Here is a 20,954-nt window from a genome sequence, read left to right as displayed (position 1 = left end):
AACTTGTTATTTTATAAAGATGAAGATGTTAATGATCAAACAGTATGGTTTTTATATGGCGATATTGCTGCTTTTTATCCATATCGCAGGATGTAAAGATTATCTTGACCGTGATCCTATTGATGCCATACCTAACGAGCAGTATTGGCAGAATACCGAACAATTGGAGATGGCTATGACTGCTATTTTTTCAAGGGTAAAAGCAAAAAATACGGTTGATATGGAAAATATGGGAGAGAACACCATGTGGCCAAGTACCCATGAATATAAAGATATTGGCTCAGGCGTATTTCCGATCACACAACCCACTGTGAATAACGAATGGCGAAATATGTATCGGGATATCCGCGAAGCGAATACTTTTTTGATAAATTATCAAAATGCGGAAGAAACAACGCCGGGCGCCAATGAGTTGTTAGCGGCAGAGGTGCGTGTATTACGGGCTTTGGCTTATAGCTTTGTGATCTCCTTCTGGGGCGATGTACCCTTAATATTGGAACCCTTGGAATTGGGCGATGAAGCCTTGTACGGAGAAAGAACGCCCCGTGCAGAAGTAGTGGATTTTGTATTGGCAGACTTAGACACGGCTGCGGCTGTATTAGCTCCGGAAATTCCAACAGGAGATCGATTGGGGAGGATAAATAAAGGCGCAGCTTTGGCCCTAAAAGCACGGATTGCTTTGGCCGAGGGGCGCTATGAGGTGGCTGAGGAAGCGGCAAAAGCCGTAATGGACCTGGGCGTATATCGTTTATATAGCAATGGCGATCCGGAGACTTCATATTGGGAACTGTTTACCAATACAGGCAAATTAGCTAATGGTCGTAATCAAGAGACAATCCTGGCACGCTTGCACTTAATAGATATTATTATGCATAATTTAAGCCGGGAAATTCAGGTGCCCGATCAGTCGGCTCGTTTTGTTCCTACGCGCGCGCTCGTTGATTCTTATTTATGTTCGGATGGGTTACCGATTGATAGATCGCCGCTTTACCGGGATAGCACGTATGAAAGTGTTTTTCAGAACCGCGATCCACGGATGACGCAAACGGTTTTAGTTCCGGGTGATGCCTGGGGTGGCCGCTATGACGGCAGGCCTATCGATGAAAATGATGATCCGGATATATTTATGCGGCCAAAATTTAATCAGGACGGACGCGGCTGTATGACGACGACGGGTTATTACTATAAAAAGTATGTAACACCTTCGGCAGTAGGACTTGTCGGCAGAGATGATAACGACATCCATCTGATACGTTATGCAGAAGTATTGCTGACCTATGCAGAGGCCCGTTTTGAACAGGGAAAACTTACACAGGAGGATCTGGACATGTCCATCAATCTCCTACGTGATCGGGTAGGCATGGTGCACATGGACCTAGGCTTTCTTGCAGCTAACGGTATGGATATTAGGGAAGAGATCCACCGGGAACGACGGATTGAACTAGCATTGGAAGGGCAGCGTTATTTTGATGTGAGAAGATGGAAAGAAGGCGAGCGCTTGGCCAATCCAATTGAAGGCGTAAAAGCCGAATGGTTTCCGGAGTTGGCGAGCGGCTCTTTTCGCATCGGCCCAGACGGTTATCTGCAGGCGCAATGGAATAGGCGTTTTGATGACCCTAAGAATTATTTATGGCCTGTGCCACAGCCACAGTTAGAACGAAATCCTAATCTGGGCCAAAACCCTGGATGGTAAATTATAAGAAGCGATTGCCTAATTTTTTAGGCAATCGTTTCTTATAAATAAAAGAATGAAAGATATCCTGTTGGAATAACAGGTACCATAAATTGATTAGGCACTTATTTGCGAAGTTTGCTTAGTTAGTTATATTTGTTTCGCTAAGGTAGTAATACCAACCATATTATAACCAATTATACCGTATTAAACTCGGGTACTCTTTTTTTCATTTTATATGGCGTTACCAGACGGTCTGATTGCCGTTGAGCGTATTCTGACGCCTATAAAAGTGTGAAAATTCATTTATTGTCTTATTGGGGTCACACCCCGCAGACTAAGATATCATTAGTTACTTAAATTTTAGTAAAAGAAAGGAAGGAGGTATTGTCAGGGCACTTAACATTCATTTGTATCAATTAACCTCGTGTAAAAATGTCGACATGCTCGTGTTTAACTAACGGGCAAATTTAATTAGAACAAAATGCTTTGAACCAGAGATCGTTGAGATCAGCATTATACACGTGGATAAGTAATCTAATCATCAAAATTCCCTGCTGCAGGCTCGTTTGTGTGCCTGCAGTCGAGATGACGATCAAACAGAACTTACGAGGGATGTAGGCGTACAGCTCATCGCTTATAAAAACAGCATAAAAAATAAAAGATGAAAAAAAAACAAATCCATCTAAAAACTTCTATAGGAATATTAGTAGCATTGTTGGTATTCCTTTACTGTCCAATTTTGGCTAAGGGTATTACAGTCAATAACCTGAACAGTAGCTACGTTATTGCAAACATAGATAATCAGGATTCAACGATTACCGGTACCGTAAGGGACGATAGTGATCCTCCTGCTCCTATACCGGGTGTGAGTATACAACTAAAAGGAGCTAATCGTGCCACGGTAACCAATGAAAATGGAACGTTCAGCCTTCCTGCGAAGGTTGGCGATGTACTCGTATTTACGTCTGTGGGTTATGTGACAAGGGAGTTTACGGTAGGTGATCAATCTCCTGTCTCGATCACACTTAACCAAGATTTAAATACCTTGGAAGAAGTGGTATTAACCGGCTATTCTACGCAAGCTAGAAAAGATATTACCGGTGCGGTAGCGATCGTTGACGTCAAAGAGTTAACGAAAGTGCAAGCCCCGAACGTAGCCCAGCAATTACAGGGCAGAGCTGCCGGGGTTACCGTGACATCCAACAACAGCCCGGGAGGTGAAGCGACGGTGAGGGTTCGAGGTTTCGGTACCATTAACAATAATGATCCCTTGTATATTATCGATGGTGTACCTACAAAAGGGGGCTTGAATAGCATCAACCCAAATAATATTGAGTCTATGCAGGTACTTAAAGATGCATCTTCTACGTCCATTTATGGTTCTAGAGCTGCAAATGGAGTGGTAATTATTACAACGAAAAAGGGAACCTCCGGTGAGTCACGCATAAGCTTTGATTCACGTGTAGGGGTGCAAACAGGAAAGGTCAATTTGGGGCTTATCAGAAATCCGCAGCAATTCGGCGACCTACTCTGGACGCAGTTGCGTAATGCCGGGGTTTTGTCGAACGGAAATCCTTCGCATCCGCAGTTTGGTAACGGGCCGAATGCTGTGGTACCTGATTATATTTTAGCTGGATCTAACTATGGATTGTTTGAAGGAGATCCTAGCGTCGACCCTTCGCGGTACAGCTATGACGCCGATAACTTCTATCAGATTGTCCGAGCAAATAAGGAGGGTACCGATTGGCATAATGAAATCCTGCGGCCTGCACTTGTACAGGAATATAACCTTGGGGCAACCGGTGGTTCTGACAACGGGCGTTACGCGGTATCTCTGAATTACCTCAATCAAGATGGAGTATTGGATTATACGGCCTTTAATCGCTATTCGCTTCGTGCCAACACCGAATTTAATGTGAAGAAAGTTGTTCGGTTCGGAGAAAACTTAGAATTAAGTTATACCGAAAATAAAGGGTATTATTTTAATAACGGTACGGCAAGCACAGCTAATAATCAGGATGGAAACCCCATAGGGAATGGTTATCGAATCCCCTCTATCATACCTGTTTACGATATTATGGGGAATTTTGCAGCAACCAGAGCGGCAGGACTTGGACCGGCAACAAACCCGGTCGCCCAATTATATCGGGGCAGGAATAATCAGGCAAATACGTTACGTGCTTTCGGAAATGTATTTGCAGAAGCCGATGTATTCGATGGGTTAACTGCAAGGACAAGTTTAGGATTCGACTATACCAATGTCAATAGAGTCAATTATGTGCTGATGGATTTGGAAGAAGCTGAAATCGAAGCGGCTAACTCCATGACGAAGGCTAATATCAATGATATTAACCTAACCTGGACAAATACCTTAAATTATACCAAAACATTCAACGAAATCCATAACGTAAATGTGCTGGCAGGTACGGAAGCAATAAAGGCCTTCGGTGAAGACTTTTCCGGCTTTCGCAACACTTTCTTCTCTGAAGACCCCGATTATATGTTTTTGAATTCCGGTACTGCAAATATTAATAATAGCGGTGCAGGTTATGAATGGGCTTTGTTCTCCATTTTTGGAAAAATAAATTATTCGTTGAAGGATCGTTATCTGCTTGAGGCAACTATACGTCGCGATGGTTCGAGTAGGTTTGGTGCCAATAATCGCTACGGTACTTTCCCGGCTTTCAGTGGTGGTTGGCGTGTGTCTGAAGAGAGTTTTCTTTCTGAAGTGAGTTGGTTGGACAATTTATTGATCAGGGCCGGTTGGGGCCAAACAGGTAACCAGGAGATCGGTAACTACAATGGTTTCAACACGTACCGTTCAACACTAAATGAGTCGTCATATGCAATAGATGGCTCAAATAATGCGGTTATACCAGGCTTTGATTCTGGAGCTTTCGGAAATCCCGATGCAAAATGGGAAACTACCACGCAAACAAATGTCGGTTTGGATATGACAATTTTGCAAGGCCGAATTGGCTTTAATCTGGATTTGTATAATCGTACAACGTCTGACATGCTCTATCAGTTGACGCTGCCCGGAACGCAAGGCGTGGCAACGGTACCATTTGTTAATGTGGGCGAGATGAACAATAAAGGATTTGATTTTGCCGTAAACTATCAGGACAATACCAGTGGTGGGTTTTCTTATGGTATCAGTGCCAATATTTCTGCCTATCGTAATAAAGTGGTACGTCTGAGTGATGAAGAGTCTACCGTATTAATGGGGCCAGACATCCGCAGTTATATTTGGACGCGATCTACCGTCGATAGGCCTTTATATTCTTTCTATGGACACGTAATAGATGGCTTTTATCAAAATGAAGAAGACCTGGCTAACGGACCTGAATACCCGGGCTATGCGGCCGTAGGTAAATATAAATACCGAGATTTAGATGGTGATGGCGTGATTACCGATAATGACCGAACTTTTATTGGTAACCCCCATCCCGATTTTACCTATGGGCTTAACATTAATTTGGGTTATAAGAATTTCGATTTATCTGCATTTTTCCAGGGTGTGCAGGGAGCTGATGTACTTAATATGGTAAAACGCTGGGTAGACTTTAACAACCAGGCGGGGAATAGAAGTTTGCGTATGTTAAACGAGTCGTGGACTCCGGATAATCCAAATGCGGTACTACCTATCTTAGATGCTAATGACAGTCGTAGCCAGCAACCTTCTTCGTATTTTGTAGAGGATGGTTCTTATTTCCGTTTGAAAAATCTAACGCTTGGATATACGTTTCCTGAAAGCACCTTATCAAAAATTGGCTTAGAACGTGTACGCATTTATATCCAAGGTCAGAACCTGTTTACCTTTACGAACTATACCGGGATCGATCCGGAAATCACTTCAGTGGGATCCACTCCGGGTTCGACAACACTCGGTGTTGATCAGGGAAACTATCCGCTCTCGAAGATGTACCAATTTGGAATTAATGTTGGGTTTTAAAATTTGTTAAACATAAGATCTCAAACGATGAAAAAATTAAGATTTATACTGTCTGTAACTATGGGTTTTCTAATACTTCTAGCATCCTGTAGTAAAGATTTTTTAGAGAAAAAGCCACTGGGAGTGGCTGATGAAGAATTGTTGGCCAATAAGTCGGGCGTCAATGCCCTGTTGATTGGAGCTTATAGTTTGTTGGATGGCGTAGGTTCCGGTTTTACGTTTGGCTCGTCAGCTAGTAATTGGATATATGGCTCAGTAGTTTCAGATGATGCCTATAAGGGGAGTGATGTTGGAGATCAGGCGCAGATTACTACTATAGAACGTTATGTAAGTCAGCCCGACATCAGTGTGTTTAATGAGAAATGGATTACGGTGTATGATGGTGTGGCCCGATCCAATGATGTTCTAAAATTGATAGCTCAGGTTGACGATATGTCGGAAGAAGAGATACATCAAGCTACTGCCGAAGCACGTTTCCTTCGTGCATGGTACCATTTCGAAGCAAAAAAAATGTGGAATATGGTGCCTTACGTAGATGAGCATGTGACCGATTATTTGAATCTGCCTAATGATCAGGATATCTGGCCAATGATTGAAGCTGACTTGGAATATGCTGTGGAAAATCTCTCGCCTACAAAGGCCGATGTTGCAAGAGCCAGCAGTTGGACGGCAAAAGCTTTTCTGGGTAAAGTGCATATGTACCAAAGCGATTACGATGCAGCAAAGCTCCTATTGGACGATGTGATTAACAACGGGCCATACGAACTGGTAGAAAACTTTCATGATAATTTTAAAATTGCTACAGAAAACAACAGTGAATCGGTATTTGAAGTACAGATGTCGGTAGGTGATGGCGGCAGCGGGCAAAATGGTTTTTGGGGAGATAATTTGAATTTTCCCTATGGATCTGGACCCGGCGGTTGCTGCGGTTTTTTCCAGCCTTCCCAAAATCTTGTAAATGCTTTTAAAACAGATGAAAATGGACTGCCTTTATTGGATACCTTTAATGATGAAGATGTTACAAATGATGAAGGTTTGGCTTCCTCCGCTCCTTTTGAGCCGCATACCGGTAATCTTGATCCTCGCCTGGATTGGTCGGTAGGACGCCGCGGAATACCTTTTCTTAACTGGGGAATACACCCCGGCGCAAACTGGATTCGGGATCAGAGTTTTGCAGGGCCATATACTTTTAAGAAGTTTTTTGCCAGTGATGGAGACAATGCCGGAGCAGAGTCGCCGCGCGCAAATGCGAACAATTACCGGGCTTTACGTTATGCCGACGTTTTATTGATGCGTGCTGAAATTGCGGTGGAAGAAGGCGATTTAAGTATGGCTTTGGATATTGTTAACCAAATCAGAAGACGTGCAGCCAATGAGCTTGTAACTACGGATGACGGTGACCCGGCAGCTAATTATGTCGTGAATGAGTACCCGTCATTTCCCGACCAGACCTATGCGCGGAAGGCCGTGCGTTTTGAACGTCGTTTGGAACTGGCGCTCGAAGGGCACCGTTTCTTCGATTTAGTGAGATGGGGGGCTGCTGCTGAAACCTTAAATACTTACCTTGAAAAAGAAAGACAGAAACGTACTTATCTGCAGGGAGCAAGTTTTACGCAGGGGCAGAATGAATACTTCCCTATTCCACAGACGCAGATTGATATTATGGGTGCAGATGTGCTCAAACAAAATCAATAATGCGTTTAATTGCCTGTTAACGACCGTCGTTAACAGGCAATTATATTGATCATAGTATGCGTCATTTTACAATGGCTTTCACGCAAACGGTTGCATAAGTGTAATTTTGGTATTACAATTAAAATATTATTAAATTGGCCACGAATTAATTAGCGTGTAGCGCTTAAGCAATATATCCTAAAGATAGCGTATAACAACTTCCAATAATAAGAACCGCAATTCTTGTGCGAAATGCTGAAAAGAAGAGCAGATTAACGATATGGATCAGAAGGAACAGATACTGTGGCAAAATTTTGTAGAAGGCAAACAGGCGTCTTTTGAACAGTTATACGATTGCTACCTAGAATCGCTGTTTGCTTTTGGTTTTAGATATCATCGCGATGCCGATCTTATAAGAGATTGTATTCATGATCTATTTGTGGATTTATATCATTATAGGGCCAGGTTAGCTACAATTGTTAATGTGAAATCTTACCTGTTTGTCTCTTTAAAAAGAAAGATCATCAAACGGCTGAAAGATTTCTATCCAAGAAATATTGAGCTTACGGAAATCTATAATCTCGATATAGCATGGCAGGAAGATGGTTCCACTGGATTATCAGATGAAGAACTCAGACTGTTTCATAAGTTACAGCAGGTCATGTCTATACTGCCAATGAGACAGCGGGAAGCTATAATACTCAAATTTAATGATGAACTGCGTTATGAAGAGATTGCGGAAATAATGATGATTTCTGTAGCTACCTGTCGTACCTTGGTTTATCGGGGGATCAAGCAACTTCGCCTAGCGTTGGAAGAAGTTAAACTACCGCTACTATTCCTATTATTATCCGTATCCGCCGAAAAGTGCAAAAGAAGGATTAGCTAATCCTTTTATTTTTGCCTTGTGAAATTAAACGTCTGATTATTAGCTGTTTGATTTTTTTTTAAAAAAAAGACCTAAATCGAAGTCTATAAAATCAAACCCATTAGTCTCTTACCGATATACGTCATTTGTATAATGGGATTTCGAACTCCCGAAATGGCAATATTAAGGTAAACTGATGTATAAAAAAGAAGAGGATATACTCGTCGAAGACGATCATAAAAAAATACTCTCCAAGGAAGACAGTCAAGTTAAACGGACTACAGCTTGGCGTATACTACGCTTTTTAAAGCTCTCGAGGCCTGCAAGTTTAACCCTTAATGATAGAGACGTACTCTGGCAACGTATTCAGGCATCAACCGGAACAGATCAGATAAGTATGAGAAGGAGGCCTAAACGTCTTTACCTCAAAGTTGCAGCATGTGCCGCCAGTATTATTTTGGCTGTGCTGATTTACACAACTAACCGTAGTCGCAGCAACTTAAACTTGGAGCATATAGCCATTAAAAACCAAACCATCGCCGTTGATACTACAGCTATAGGCCTGCTCGCGGAAGACGGTACATTTACGAAACTTCACGAACAGAAAGAACTGGTGGTAGACAATAAAGCTGACAACGGAAAGTCTAGTTTTCAAACACTTAACGTTCCTTATGGGAGAAGTATAAGCCTACGCTTACCCGATGATAGCAAAGTCACGTTGAACGCGGGTTCACAATTGACCTTTCCAACAAATTTTAGTAACGAAAGTAGAACGGTTTATTTGGAAGGAGAGGCTTTTTTTGATATCGCCACGGATGAAAAGCATCCTTTTATTGTGCGTACTGAAGATATAAAAATAAGAGTTTTAGGTACCAAATTTAATGTGAGTGCCTATAAGGATGAATCTGCCTCTACTGCCATATTGCTGAGTGGAAAGATTGAGTTGAGCGATACAAAATCTTCCGAGCGTTTTCAGAAACAACAACTTGTACCGGGAGACGTAGCGGTATTGGACCGAAAAATTGATAAACTAAATATTAGTCTTGATAAGAGCAATCACGAAGTTCTCTGGACAGGTAGAAAGCTGAAATTATATAATACGCCACACCTCGAAGTGCTCAAAAAACTGGAGCGCAGATACAATGTGAAAATTTTAGATGTAGAAGCCGAGACCCGTGAAGAAACATTCTCGGGAACATTGGACTTAAATAACTCGTTGTTAAATGTTTTGCATACGGTGTATGACAGTCAATATTATTATATCACTCAACAAGGAAGGAGGGTAGTAGTACAGAAAAAAAAGGCTAGCAATTAGCTGCAAATCAAAAACAGGTAGATGCTGCAACACCTACCTGTTAATTTCAATAATTAACCTAAGGTTTTAAACTAATTATTAATCAAAACTATGACTTTTTCTTATGCCTGCCAAATGTATGGCACGGTTCCTCGTTTTTTTAAAAGAATTTGGCGGATGATAAAGCTGATAACCTTTTTTTTATGTGTCGGCATGGTTGCTGTGTACGCCGATTCCTATTCACAGAACAGGGTTAGCGTTAAATTGCAAAATGGAAAGCTTACAGAGCTATTTGAAGAGATCCAAAAACAAACGGATTATTCTGTGTTTTATAGCGATCAGGCCATCGCCGATCTAAAAGTTACTTTAGATGTTCGTGATGGTAAGATTCCGGAGATTCTGAATAAAGCGTTATTAGGTAAACCTCTGGCGTATCGTCTGCTGGGAAACCAAGTGGTCATCTCGAAGAAAACGGAAAAAAAGGGACTCTTTGGTAATAGCCTGCAAGATTCTATTGTAACCGTTCGCGGAAGAGTGTATGATACCAATGAACCTCCTAAAGGAGTGGACAATGTGATCATATCTGTTAAAGGGAAAACTCCTTTGGGAAGCACAGATGATGACGGGTATTATGCGGTCACGGTTAACAGTGGCGATGTACTTGTTTTTTCAAAAATAGGTTTTGTTGCCCACGAGCAGTTGATCACCAGGAGTTACAATAATCTTACGATTGCGATTAACGAAGAGGTCTCCAACTTACAGGAGGTGGTGGTCACCGGCATGACTGAACAGGAAAAACAACACATCGCCAGTGCGGTAAGCTCTGTTAATGTAGAGCGCCAGACGGCCGGAAAGCCTATCACCAATCTGTCTCAGGCCCTGCAGGGAGGAACAACTGGTATACGCGTAAATCAGGGGTCGGCTATGCCGGGATACGATAACGCGGTGATTCAAATTCGTGGAATAAGTACCCTGGGCAATGCCAATCCGCTGGTAATTGTAGATGGCGTTCCGATGGATATGAACCATATCGATCCATCTACCATTGCTGAAATTACCGTACTTAAAGATGCAGCGGCTGGAGCAACCTACGGAGCCAGAGGAGCTAACGGCGTTATTTTAGTGACCACCAAACGTGGTGTTCCCGGAAAAATTAATGTGGCATATGATGGTTATTACGGCGTACAGTCGCCCACACTGAATAAATTAGTTGATGCACCAGCGTATATGCGTTTATTCAATGAGGCGCAGGTAAATGCCGGGAATCAAAGTTATTATTCAGAAGAAGAAATTCAGCATACCATTGATCAAGTCGATCCATATCGATACCCAAATACCGATTGGATGGGTTTACTCATCGATAAAGCAGCGCCCATTACAAATCATTCCTTAAGTATCAATGGCGGAAATAGCTTAGCGAGATTCAACATTACAGGAAATTATTTGAAGCAGGAAGGGATGATACCACTTAGCGGAACAAGCCGCTACCAGGTCAGAGCAAATTCTACCGTCTCCCTCAGGGATAATATTTCTATGCAATTGGATGTTTTTGCCACAAGACGGGATGTTACCAGATCTGAAAGGCCACAAGGTACGGGCGGAAATAGGATGTTAGAAGATATGTATCGTGTACCGCCAACCATTGTGCCGAAATACCCTGATCAGGACGGCCGATCGTTTTATGGTAGGTACATCGATATTGTCAACCCGCTTGCATACGCTGAAGTTGGTGGAATCTGGAAGGGAGAGCATGTACAATCAAATATCGATGTACGGCCAAGGTGGGAGATCTTACCTGGTTTAGTATTAAGGAGCCACGGACATTTTCGTATCAACAGTGATGCCTTCAGAACGAGTAGAGATAACTTTAATTTTTTTGATCCGTTTACGGGAGAGCTTGCGCAAACATGGGGATTGGTAAGAGATGCGAGTACCGGCCGAACGACTTACTATAACTTGCAGACCCACTTGGAGTATACCCGCCGGTTTGGCGAGCACAACCTTTATGCAATGATTGGTCAATCTCTGGAGGAAAGTAATGATCAGGGTTTTGATGCGTGGTCAATTGTGTCTGGTTTTTCAAAGTTGAATTATATATACAAAGATAAGTATATGGTAGAAGCCATAGCGCGTGTAGATGGTTCTTCGAGGTTTGGCCCGGGCAATAGGTATGGATTCTTCCCTTCCGCAGCTATTGGATGGAATATGCACAAAGAGTCTTTCATGGAAGACATCAGTTTTGTAAATAATTTGAAGCTGCGTTCTTCTTTCGGCTTAGTAGGAAATGAGAATATAGGCTTATACCGTTTTCAGACATTGATTGATAACAGTAATGGCGTAGAGAATATTTGGGGTAACCCTGATATTACCTGGGAAACGCTGGAGTCTTTTAATGTAGGTATGGATATCGGCCTGTTGAAGGATAATAAAGTAGAGCTGGTACTGGAGTGGTTCAATAAAAAAACACGTGACATCTTGATTACACCTCCGGTGGCGTACTCTGGTGGTATAGGCATATCACCTATCAACGCCGGTGTGGTGCTCAATAGGGGTTGGGAGATTTCCGGTAATTATTATGAGGAACTTAATAAAGATATGAGGATCGGGTTAAGTGGCGGAGCAACTTACGTTAAAAATGAAATCCTATCGTTACAGGGTGGCCCTTACATCAGCGGAGCTAGTATTCGTGAAGTTGGCTCGCCAATCGATGGGATTTTTGGCTATAAAACCGACGGTATATTGCAAGAGAGTGATTTTGATGCGGAAGGTAATCCTTTGATACCGATATATCTCGGCTCTCAACCAGGTGATATCAAATTTCTGGATGTCAATGGCGATGGTGTGGTTAATGCTGAAGATCAAGGTTATATAGGAAACCCTACGCCTTTATTTACTTATTTTGCCAATTTTAATCTGGAGTACAAAGGCTTTGATTTTGATATTCAGTTCACTGGAGCTGGTAAAGCGGCGGATCGATTGACGGGAATGCTAGCCAATCCAATGGATATGAGTTTTGATGGGGGTGTACCTACAGCTTATTGGGCTGAGAACTATTGGAGGCCAGATAGACCTAATGCAAGATTTCCGCGTGCTACTGTTAACCCTGGTGCACAAAAGTTCTCCTCTGATTTCTGGATTCAGAATAAGGCTTTTACCAGAATAAATTATATACAGTTGGGATATAATTTTAACGAAAGGATGCGTAATGCATTGAGAGTAAATAGGCTAAGGCTTTATGTAAATGCGCAAAATCCTTTTGTATTTACTTCTATGAAGTTAAGAGATCCTGAGAGCGCAGGTAATCAGTGGACTTATGGAATCATGAAAATGTACAGTATAGGCATAAGCGCCCAGTTTTAAAGGGGTAATGCTCGTTGAACAAATGATTTAAAATAAACCCTCCATGTTTAAAATCTACTTTTCATCATACACAAGTATGTAAATTTTAAACATGGTTAGCTCCATTCGATAGATGGATTAAAACAATTATTAACGGATGAAAACAGTAAAGGTTATAGCAATAGCGATACTATCAATTATAATGTCAGGGTGTGAGAAATTCTTGACACATGAGCACCCAACTGGTGTAACAGACGATATCTGGTGGGAAACAGAGACACAAGCTAGAAATGCGCTGGCAACAGTTTATTGGGGGGTGCCGGATGGTTTTTCTGGCAGAGGGGGTATGTTGAGAACAAGTCTAACCGATGAGGCAGTAGCAAGACAAGATCATCGGGGTGCCTATGAAATATTTACGAAGGGGTTGCATAACGACCAGTGGGGCGTGGCACTGCACTTTTGGCAAGACTGTTACCTCAATATACGTTTCGCCAACAGATTTTTAGAACATGCAGATAAAGTGTTCATGGAACAAGCTTTGTTAACGCGCTACAAGGCGGAAGCACGGGCTTTAAGAGCTTATTATCATATGGAGTTATTACTGTTGTTTGGTGATATTCCAATTATGACAGTGGCCGTTAATCCTAACGAAAATGATGCAAGTAGAAGTCCGCAAGAAGAAGTATTTGATTTTATTGTAAGTGAATTTCAACTGGCAGCCGAAGATTTACCTATAGAATATTCTAACCAGGAAGCGTTCCGTATTTCTAAAGGTGCGTGCTTTGCTTTCATATCGAGATTGGCGTTGTTCTATCATCGCTACGAATTAGCCAGAGACATGGCTAAACGCGTAGTCGACCTGAACGTATTTCGTCTCTATCGATCACCTAGCAATCCGTCCAATAGTTTTGCTGAATTATTTAGCTATGATGGAGAGATTAATAATGAGCGTATTATGTTCAGGCCAAATGGAAATGTAGAGGCATGGAATGTTGCCGCTCCTTTTAGTATCGGTGGAAATGGTTCCTTGTATCCAACGAGTGTAGTGGTAGATAATTTTGAAACCAGACAGGGTAAAACGCTTGAAGAGTTGGGAACCGATTCGGCTGCTATTTATAGCAGATATCCAAATTATAATGATAACAGAGATCCGCGCCTGAAGGCTTCAGTACTAATGCCCGGTGATGAGTTTAGCGGGGTAGTACTCGATCCTTTCAATACCGATCCCAATAATCCGGATAGAATAGGAGTACAGGGCTCTACGGCTACGGGATTTTGGGTGCGTAAATATTTGGATACGCGCGATCGGTTTGGATCAAGACAATTATACTATATGAACATACGTTACGCTGAGGTGCTGCTTAACTATGTAGAGGCACTTATTGAATTAGGAGAGCACTCGCACCCTGATGTCATCACTCATTTAAATGATATCCGTAATCGGGCGGGTATGCCTGATATTGATGTGCAAGCATACAATTCAGCGGATGCATTGCGTAAACTGGTGCGTCGGGAAAGAATGGCAGAACTAGCTTTTGAGGGGCCGCGATTTTACGATATCCGACGCTGGGGCGTTTTGGGAGAGGTTATGAACGGTATCGTATACGGGGCGACCAATCCAGCTACGGGTAATAGAGTAACGGTGGAAGAACGATCGCAAGACCCCAACAGGGATTTTAGATATCCTATTCCGCAGGATGAAATATTGGCGAATCCAAATATGGTTCAGAACCCTGGTTATTGATCTTGGTTGTTTTTAGGCTTTTGGTATGAGTGTTTTGACGGGTCTTCATACCAAAAGCCTATTTTGTAACAAAAAGCTTAGCCGAAATGCCGATTTTTAAAGAAATGAGCTTTTTTTTGATTATCTGTGTCCGTGCAAACGGTTGCGTGATCGTTTAATTGGTAATACTATTAAATTATTATTAAATTGACCGCGAGTTTAAACGAGTCAATACTTAAACACAAACCTTAAATGAAAGAAACACATACCTCCAGACGTACGTTTATAAAAAAATCGGCGTTTGCAGCAGCGGCGTTTAGTATTGTACCCCGATTTGTATTAGGGGGACAAGGATTTTTAGCACCAAGCGATCATTTGACGAAAGGCATTATCGGTGTGGGAGCCATGGGACGAGGGCATTTTGATTATGCCGGCACTAAAACGGTTGCCATATGCGATGTTGATAAAAGACATCTCGCTATAGCCATGAAGCAGCTAAATGATACCGGAATCAAGCAATTGGCTGATTTTAGAGATCTTATTCAATTACCTGAAGTAGACATTGTCCACATTGCAACACCTCCACATTGGCATGGCGTTATGGCGGCAGAAGCAGCGCGTGCAGGAAAAGATATCTGGTGCGAAAAACCCATGACGCGTACAATTGGAGAGGGAAAGAAGGTGAAAGAAGCTGTTCAGCAACATGGACGCATTTTCCGATTAAACACATGGTTTCGTTTTGAAGATAATTTTTACGGAATGGCGGTACCCGTTAAGCGGATAAAGAAGCTGATAAATACGGGTATGCTTGGCTGGCCACTGACAGTTACCGTAAGTAGACATACTGGTTTTGATTGGAAGTTTTATTGGGTAGGAAAGGAAAATTTACCTGTAGAACCCGTGCCTGCAGAGTTGGATTATGAAATGTGGTTGGGTCCGGCGCAATTTAAGCCTTATAGTACACATCGTGTGCATCAAACCTTCAGAGGTTATTGGGACTATGATGGGGGAGGCCTGGGAGATATGGGGCAACACTATTTAGATCCTATTCAGTACTTTTTAGGTAAGGATAATGAAAGTCCGGTCTCGGTAGAAATAGATGCTCCGCAGCAGCATAGCGATGCAGTGGGTACTTGGCGGAGAATTGAGTATACCTACGCCGACGGGTGTAAAATTATTTTGGATGGTGAGGGAAGAGATGAAGATGTACCATATATAGATGGGCCAAATGGTAAATTATATCCGGGTTTTAAATCGGATATCCCGGATATGGAGCGGAAGCTGGCAGCGTTTCCTGAGCCCGAAGCTCAAGTAACGGATTTTGTGCAAGCGGTGAAGAGAAGACAAAAGTTTGCGCTCAACGAAGAGAATGGTTATCGATCCTGTACATTGGTTAATATGGGACTTACCGCTTTACGTTTGGGAAGGTCGCTGAAGTTCGATCCCGAAAAGCAACTATTTGTAGATGATGAAGCAGCCAATCGTTTGGTAGATCAGCCCATGCGTGGACCTTGGACGATTTAAGCTTTTATTTTAAATATAGCGTATTGCGTAAAGCATAAAAAATAACAAACAAAGAAGACCCACAACCAATGAAGAAATATATTTATACAACGGCCTTGGCTTTCATCTTGTTGCAATCGCAGTTAATTGCACAACAGGATGATCAACGAACCGTAAACACGAAAATTGCGGACTTGTTGGCCGTTCAGCCAGCAGCAGATGCTGATAAGTTAGCTGCGGCCATGCAGCAGCTCGAAACTTTTACCGCAGAAGATATCAGTGCGTTACTTTTACAACTAGAACCTCAGGGAGGGGAGAATGCAAAAATAGAATACGCAACCAATAGTTATTCATATCATGTGATGCGGTCTGATAAAGAGGCACAACGTGTTAAATTTGTGAAAGGCGCCGTAGATGCTTTGGCCAAAGCCACCGATAAAGATAATAAAGGATATATTCTTAATTTGCTCATCAATGCCGGAAAGGATGATGCGGTAGCTGCAATAGCTTCCTGCTTGGGCGAAGAATATTTGACTGACCGTGCAGCCAGAACATTAGCACGTATTCAAAGTGATCATGCCGGTGAAGCCTTAGCCAAAGCATTACCTGAAGCTGACGGAAGCAGATTGGTTTCTATACTGGAAGCAATAGGTGACGCTGGGTATGCCCCCGCAGAGGAATTGGTGGTGCCATTCGCATCGTCAGAAGAAATTCCAGTAAGAAAAACAGCCCTATACACATTGGCAAAACTCGCCGTACCGTCTTCAAGTTCAGTGGATGCCTTAAAAGCGGCTGCTGAAAAAGCTGAATACGGTTATGATGAGGCAAATGCTACTGCCTCATATATCAATTATGCGAACAATCTGCTAGCTAAAGGCGAAAATGCTGCTGCTGAGAAGGTGGCAAAGTCATTGTTAAAGAGCAGTAAACAGCAAACACCTACTCGAATAGCTGCTCTGACAATTCTTGCACATCTTCATGGCGACCGATATGTTTCACAATTGGTTAAGGCAGCGCGTGATAAAGATGCCGCATATGGTGTTGCAGCACTGAAGCTAGGAGATCCTTATCTAAAAGGGAACGCGGTAGCTGCTTGGGGAAAAGGACTTAGAAGAACTATACCTGTTACCCAAGCTGCCATTTTGAATGCCTTAGCAGATGGTGGTGACCAGACGGCCGTGCCGTTCGTGGAGAGGGCTTTGAATAGCAAGGACACCTTGGTGAAAACCGAAGCGATTAAGTCTTATGCGAAACTACAGGGAATGGAAGCTATGCCGCAATTATTGGAACTATTGGCTGATGCTGACGATAATGCCGAACGGGAGGCTATTCAATATGCATTGTTGACGATGGAGGGAGATGGTCTCGCTAATAGCCTAGTGGCTGCTTTGCCGCAAGCCAATCCAGCTGATCAGGTTGTGCTTATTGAAGTACTCGCTAATAGGGGCGCACAAGACAGTTTCTCCGCTATTAGCGACTTATTGGCAAGTGACGACACCTCGGTTAGAAGTACAGCATATCAAGCATTACCTGCTGTCGTTTCTGGCGATAATTTGGCGTTTTTAACGGATGCTTTAGTGAAGAACAACAATGAAGAGGAGGTTGCGGCAATCCAACGGTCGTTAACTGCTGCGGCAGATAATACACCGCAAAAAGATCAGGCGATCCAGTTTTTACTTGACAGGTATAACAGTGTAGATGCCGAACAGAAACCTTTGTATTTAAACGTTTTTTCGGGAATAGGTGTTGGAAAGGCACTAGATCCGGTAGTAGAGGCAGAACAAGGAAGTGATGAAACGTTAAAGCGTGCCGCGATAATGGCCCTGGCCGACTGGAAAGATGAGGGAGCTTTAACGGAGCTTATTAAGTTGAGTCGTGAAAACAAAGGTGCCGAAGAGCACGCTGCTATAGTAAAGGGTATCGTGCGATTAACCATGCAGTCTGATTTTCAACCTGAACAAAAAGTGTTGATTTTAAGGGACGTAATGGCTGTTGCGCAAAATGCCAATCAGAAAAGAATGGTGCTAAACGCATTGCAAGAGAATAAAACTTATAATGCTTTGGTGTTCGCCGGTAGGTATCTTGATGATGCGGAGGCGAAATCCGCTGCGGCAATGGCCGTTTTGAATATCGCATTGGATAACCCGTCATTATATGGCTCCGAAGTGCGGGAAATTCTGGATAAAACGGTTGATGCCTTAAGTGGACAGGATAGCGATTATCTTAAACAAGCTTTATTAAAACATATCGCTGAAATGCCCAATAGTCAAGGGTTTGTTTCTCTTTTTAATGGGAAAGACTTAACGGGGTGGAAAGGCTTGGTCGAAAATCCAATCAAAAGAGCTCAAATGAGTTCGAAAGAATTAGCTGCTGCTCAGGAAAAAGCGGATGAGACGATGCGCAACGGATGGTTTGTAAAAGATGGCGTGCTTTACTTTAATGGTGAAGGAGATAATATTGCTACAGTCAAACAATATGGCGACTTTGAAATGTTGGTCGACTGGAAACTTAGTCCGATAGGAGATGAGGGAGACGCTGGGGTTTATCTACGTGGCACTCCGCAGGTGCAGATTTGGGATACCTCTCGTACCAATGTAGGAGCTCAGGTGGGCTCAGGCGGTCTTTACAATAATGAAAAGCATGAAAGTAAACCACTTGTAGTAGCTGATAACCCCTTGGGTGAATGGAATACTTTTAGAATTATTATGAAGGGGGAGAAGGTGACGGTATATTTAAACGGACAGTTGGTTGTAGAAGATGTTACACTCGAAAACTTTTGGGACAGAAGTCAACCGATCTTTCCTGTAGAACAGATTGAACTACAGGCGCATGGAACGGAAGTGGCTTATAGAGATGTTTACATTAAAGAGGTACCAAGGAAAGAAGTCTTTCAGTTAAGTGGTCAGGAGAAATCCGAAGGGTTTCAAGTATTGTTTGATGGTACTAACCTCGATGCATGGACGGGAAATACCACAGCCTATACAATTAGTGAGGAGGGGACGCTTGCCATTTATCCGACAGAAGGCTCCGGAGGTAATCTATATTCAAAAGAGGAATATGGAGATTTTATTTACCGGTTTAGCTTTCGCTTAACTACCGGAGCAAATAATGGAATAGGTGTGAGAACACCGATGGAGGGTGATGCTGCCTATGAAGGGATGGAAATTCAGGTGCTGGATGACGAAGCTGAAGTTTATAAGGATTTGAAAGAATATCAATACCATGGTTCTGTGTACGGCGTGATCCCCGCAAAAAGAGGCTATTTAAAACCTTTGGGAGAGTGGAATGAGCAAGAGATCTATATCAAAGATAATAAGATAAAAGTGACACTCAACGGAACGGTCATCGTGGATGGCGATCTTGCTATAGCGACGCAAAATGGAACGCTTGACGGCCGTGAGCATCCGGGGCTAAAACGCAAAAGTGGTCATTTAGCATTTTTAGGACATGGATCTGAAGTGCATTTTAAGAATATTCGTGTAAAGAGACTGTAATTTAGGTATATATAAAATGTGTAAATAGCAGTTTATAGGTTTTTATAATTATTTAAGGTGTCTGCCTGAGATGCTTTACTGTTCCGTTCAACGGTTTTATACTTTACTATTTGACAACAATTGTAAACATCATATGATACAGAAAACAATGAAAATGGCTGCAATAGCGGCGTTGGCTATAGGTGTGAGTTCATGTAATTCTAATAGCGGTGATCAACAGGATGGCGACGTAGATTTGACGGAAACGGCGGCCACTGCAGAAGAATGGATCGACCTTTTTGATGGTGAAAGTTTGACAGGCTGGCATGGCTACAACAAAACAGAATCGGTAAATAACTGGGAAGTACAGGATGGTGCATTAGCGTGTACAGGTAAAGGGAATAAAGAGGACTTTGGCGGCGATCTGGTAAGCGATCGGGAATTTGGAAATTTCGAATTGGAATGGGAATGGAAAATTGCGAAAGAAGGTAACTCCGGTGTAATGTATCACGTAGTGGAAGAAGCGAAATACAAAGCGCCATACGAAACAGGACCCGAGTATCAAATGATTGATGACGAAGGGTTCCCTGAAAAAATTGAAGATTGGCAGAAAACAGGAGCAAACTATGCGATGAATCCTGCCGATGAAGACCAGACAGAAGTAAAACCCGTGGGTGAATGGAACACCAGTAAAATTGTATATAACGATGGCCATGTAGAACATTGGCTCAATGGTAAAAAAGTGGTGGAATTTGAAGAAGGCACTGAAGAATGGGAGCAGGAAAAATCAGCAGGTAAATGGAAAGATTTTCCTGATTATAAAATAACTGATCATGGTAAAATAGCACTGCAAGATCACGGCGATAGTGCTTGGTTCAGAAATATACGTATTAAGGAATTGTAAGTAGATACATGCAACATAAAGCTGGCCATCAATTGAAATTCCCGGTCAGCTTTATGTCGCATGTAATGCGAAGGCTTATTCTACGACCTCTATCTCTACACGCCGATTTTTTTGTCGTCCTTCTGCTGTTTCATTGGAAGCAATAGGTTGCGTGTTTCCGAATTCAGTGGATGAAATTCTCGTTTCATCAACGCCCTTACTTACGAGATACGATTTCACTTCATCTGCTCTCGATTTTGATAAATGCCAATTGTAAACATAAGGGCCAATCGAATCGGCATGTCCACCTAACTTTACAATAGCATCATCACTTAAAAGTTCGTTAACGATACTATCTAATAGTTGGTGGTCTTTCGACCGTTGTCAAAATCAAATTCAATATTTTTGAATTCTCGCATAATAACAGCGTCGGACGCAATTGCCATTTTGTTCGGTATTTCGGTTCGATTTACCGAAATATCTTTAAAAGCGATGATGCCCAGTAAACCCAGTGCAGCGCATAAACTTAAGACACTTTTTGTTAAGTAATTACTTCTCATGATATTG

At 42.4% G+C, this 20,954-nt stretch carries 12 protein-coding genes; 10 read left to right on the top strand and 2 right to left on the bottom strand.

The genetic code is table 11. From position 1 onward, the window contains the following. The first annotated feature begins 19 nt into the window (after positions 1 to 19). From H8S90_RS20730 to H8S90_RS20685, 10 genes are all read left to right on the top strand, one after another. Positions 20 to 1,693 (top strand): RagB/SusD family nutrient uptake outer membrane protein, encoded by a 1,674-nt coding sequence (locus H8S90_RS20730; RefSeq protein ID WP_255501678.1) that lies wholly within the window; start codon positions 20 to 22, stop codon positions 1,691 to 1,693. A gap of 643 nt (positions 1,694 to 2,336) precedes the next feature. Next, positions 2,337 to 5,630 carry a TonB-dependent receptor gene (locus tag H8S90_RS20725; protein ID WP_187339703.1) on the top strand — a complete coding sequence of 1,098 codons (3,294 nt, stop codon included), beginning with the start codon at positions 2,337 to 2,339 and terminating at the stop codon, positions 5,628 to 5,630. Between the two features lie 27 nt (positions 5,631 to 5,657). After that, a complete protein-coding gene (locus H8S90_RS20720) occupies positions 5,658 to 7,325 on the top strand; it encodes a RagB/SusD family nutrient uptake outer membrane protein (RefSeq protein ID WP_187339702.1) in 1,668 nt (555 codons plus the stop codon). A 259-nt stretch (positions 7,326 to 7,584) separates the two neighbouring features. Continuing rightward, positions 7,585 to 8,193, top strand: coding sequence for an RNA polymerase sigma factor (locus H8S90_RS20715; protein WP_187339701.1), 609 nt, complete (start codon positions 7,585 to 7,587; stop codon positions 8,191 to 8,193). Between the two features lie 175 nt (positions 8,194 to 8,368). Then, positions 8,369 to 9,487: a FecR family protein gene (locus tag H8S90_RS20710; RefSeq protein ID WP_187339700.1), complete on the top strand. Its 1,119-nt coding sequence runs from the start codon at positions 8,369 to 8,371 to the stop codon at positions 9,485 to 9,487. A gap of 156 nt (positions 9,488 to 9,643) precedes the next feature. Further along, the gene (locus H8S90_RS20705) at positions 9,644 to 12,826 is read left to right on the top strand and encodes a SusC/RagA family TonB-linked outer membrane protein (protein ID WP_255501677.1); all 3,183 of its coding nucleotides are present in this window, start codon (positions 9,644 to 9,646) and stop codon (positions 12,824 to 12,826) included. 136 nt (positions 12,827 to 12,962) lie between these two features. Beyond that, positions 12,963 to 14,549 carry a RagB/SusD family nutrient uptake outer membrane protein gene (locus tag H8S90_RS20700; RefSeq protein WP_187339698.1) on the top strand — a complete coding sequence of 529 codons (1,587 nt, stop codon included), beginning with the start codon at positions 12,963 to 12,965 and terminating at the stop codon, positions 14,547 to 14,549. A gap of 231 nt (positions 14,550 to 14,780) precedes the next feature. Next, positions 14,781 to 16,052 (top strand): Gfo/Idh/MocA family oxidoreductase, encoded by a 1,272-nt coding sequence (locus H8S90_RS20695; protein ID WP_187339697.1) that lies wholly within the window; start codon positions 14,781 to 14,783, stop codon positions 16,050 to 16,052. Between the two features lie 68 nt (positions 16,053 to 16,120). Beyond that, complete coding sequence (locus H8S90_RS20690) at positions 16,121 to 19,525, top strand: DUF1080 domain-containing protein (RefSeq protein ID WP_187339696.1); 3,405 nt, start codon at positions 16,121 to 16,123, stop codon at positions 19,523 to 19,525. 133 nt (positions 19,526 to 19,658) lie between these two features. Beyond that, complete coding sequence (locus H8S90_RS20685; protein ID WP_187339695.1) at positions 19,659 to 20,408, top strand: DUF1080 domain-containing protein; 750 nt, start codon at positions 19,659 to 19,661, stop codon at positions 20,406 to 20,408. 75 nt (positions 20,409 to 20,483) lie between these two features. Here H8S90_RS20685 and H8S90_RS20680 read toward each other — a convergent pair whose 3' ends face one another. Together H8S90_RS20680 and H8S90_RS20675 are read right to left on the bottom strand one after the other, a co-directional pair. Then, entirely contained in the window at positions 20,484 to 20,708 is a 225-nt protein-coding gene (locus tag H8S90_RS20680; RefSeq protein WP_255501962.1) for an OmpA family protein, read from the bottom strand. 35 nt (positions 20,709 to 20,743) lie between these two features. Continuing rightward, the gene (locus H8S90_RS20675) at positions 20,744 to 20,947 is read right to left on the bottom strand and encodes a hypothetical protein (protein ID WP_187339694.1); all 204 of its coding nucleotides are present in this window, start codon (positions 20,945 to 20,947) and stop codon (positions 20,744 to 20,746) included. Between the last annotated feature and the right edge of the window lie 7 nt (positions 20,948 to 20,954).

The sequence above is a fragment of the Olivibacter sp. SDN3 genome (assembly GCF_014334135.1).
Lineage (GTDB): Bacteria > Bacteroidota > Bacteroidia > Sphingobacteriales > Sphingobacteriaceae > Olivibacter.
This window is presented reverse-complemented; position numbering and strand designations above follow the sequence as displayed.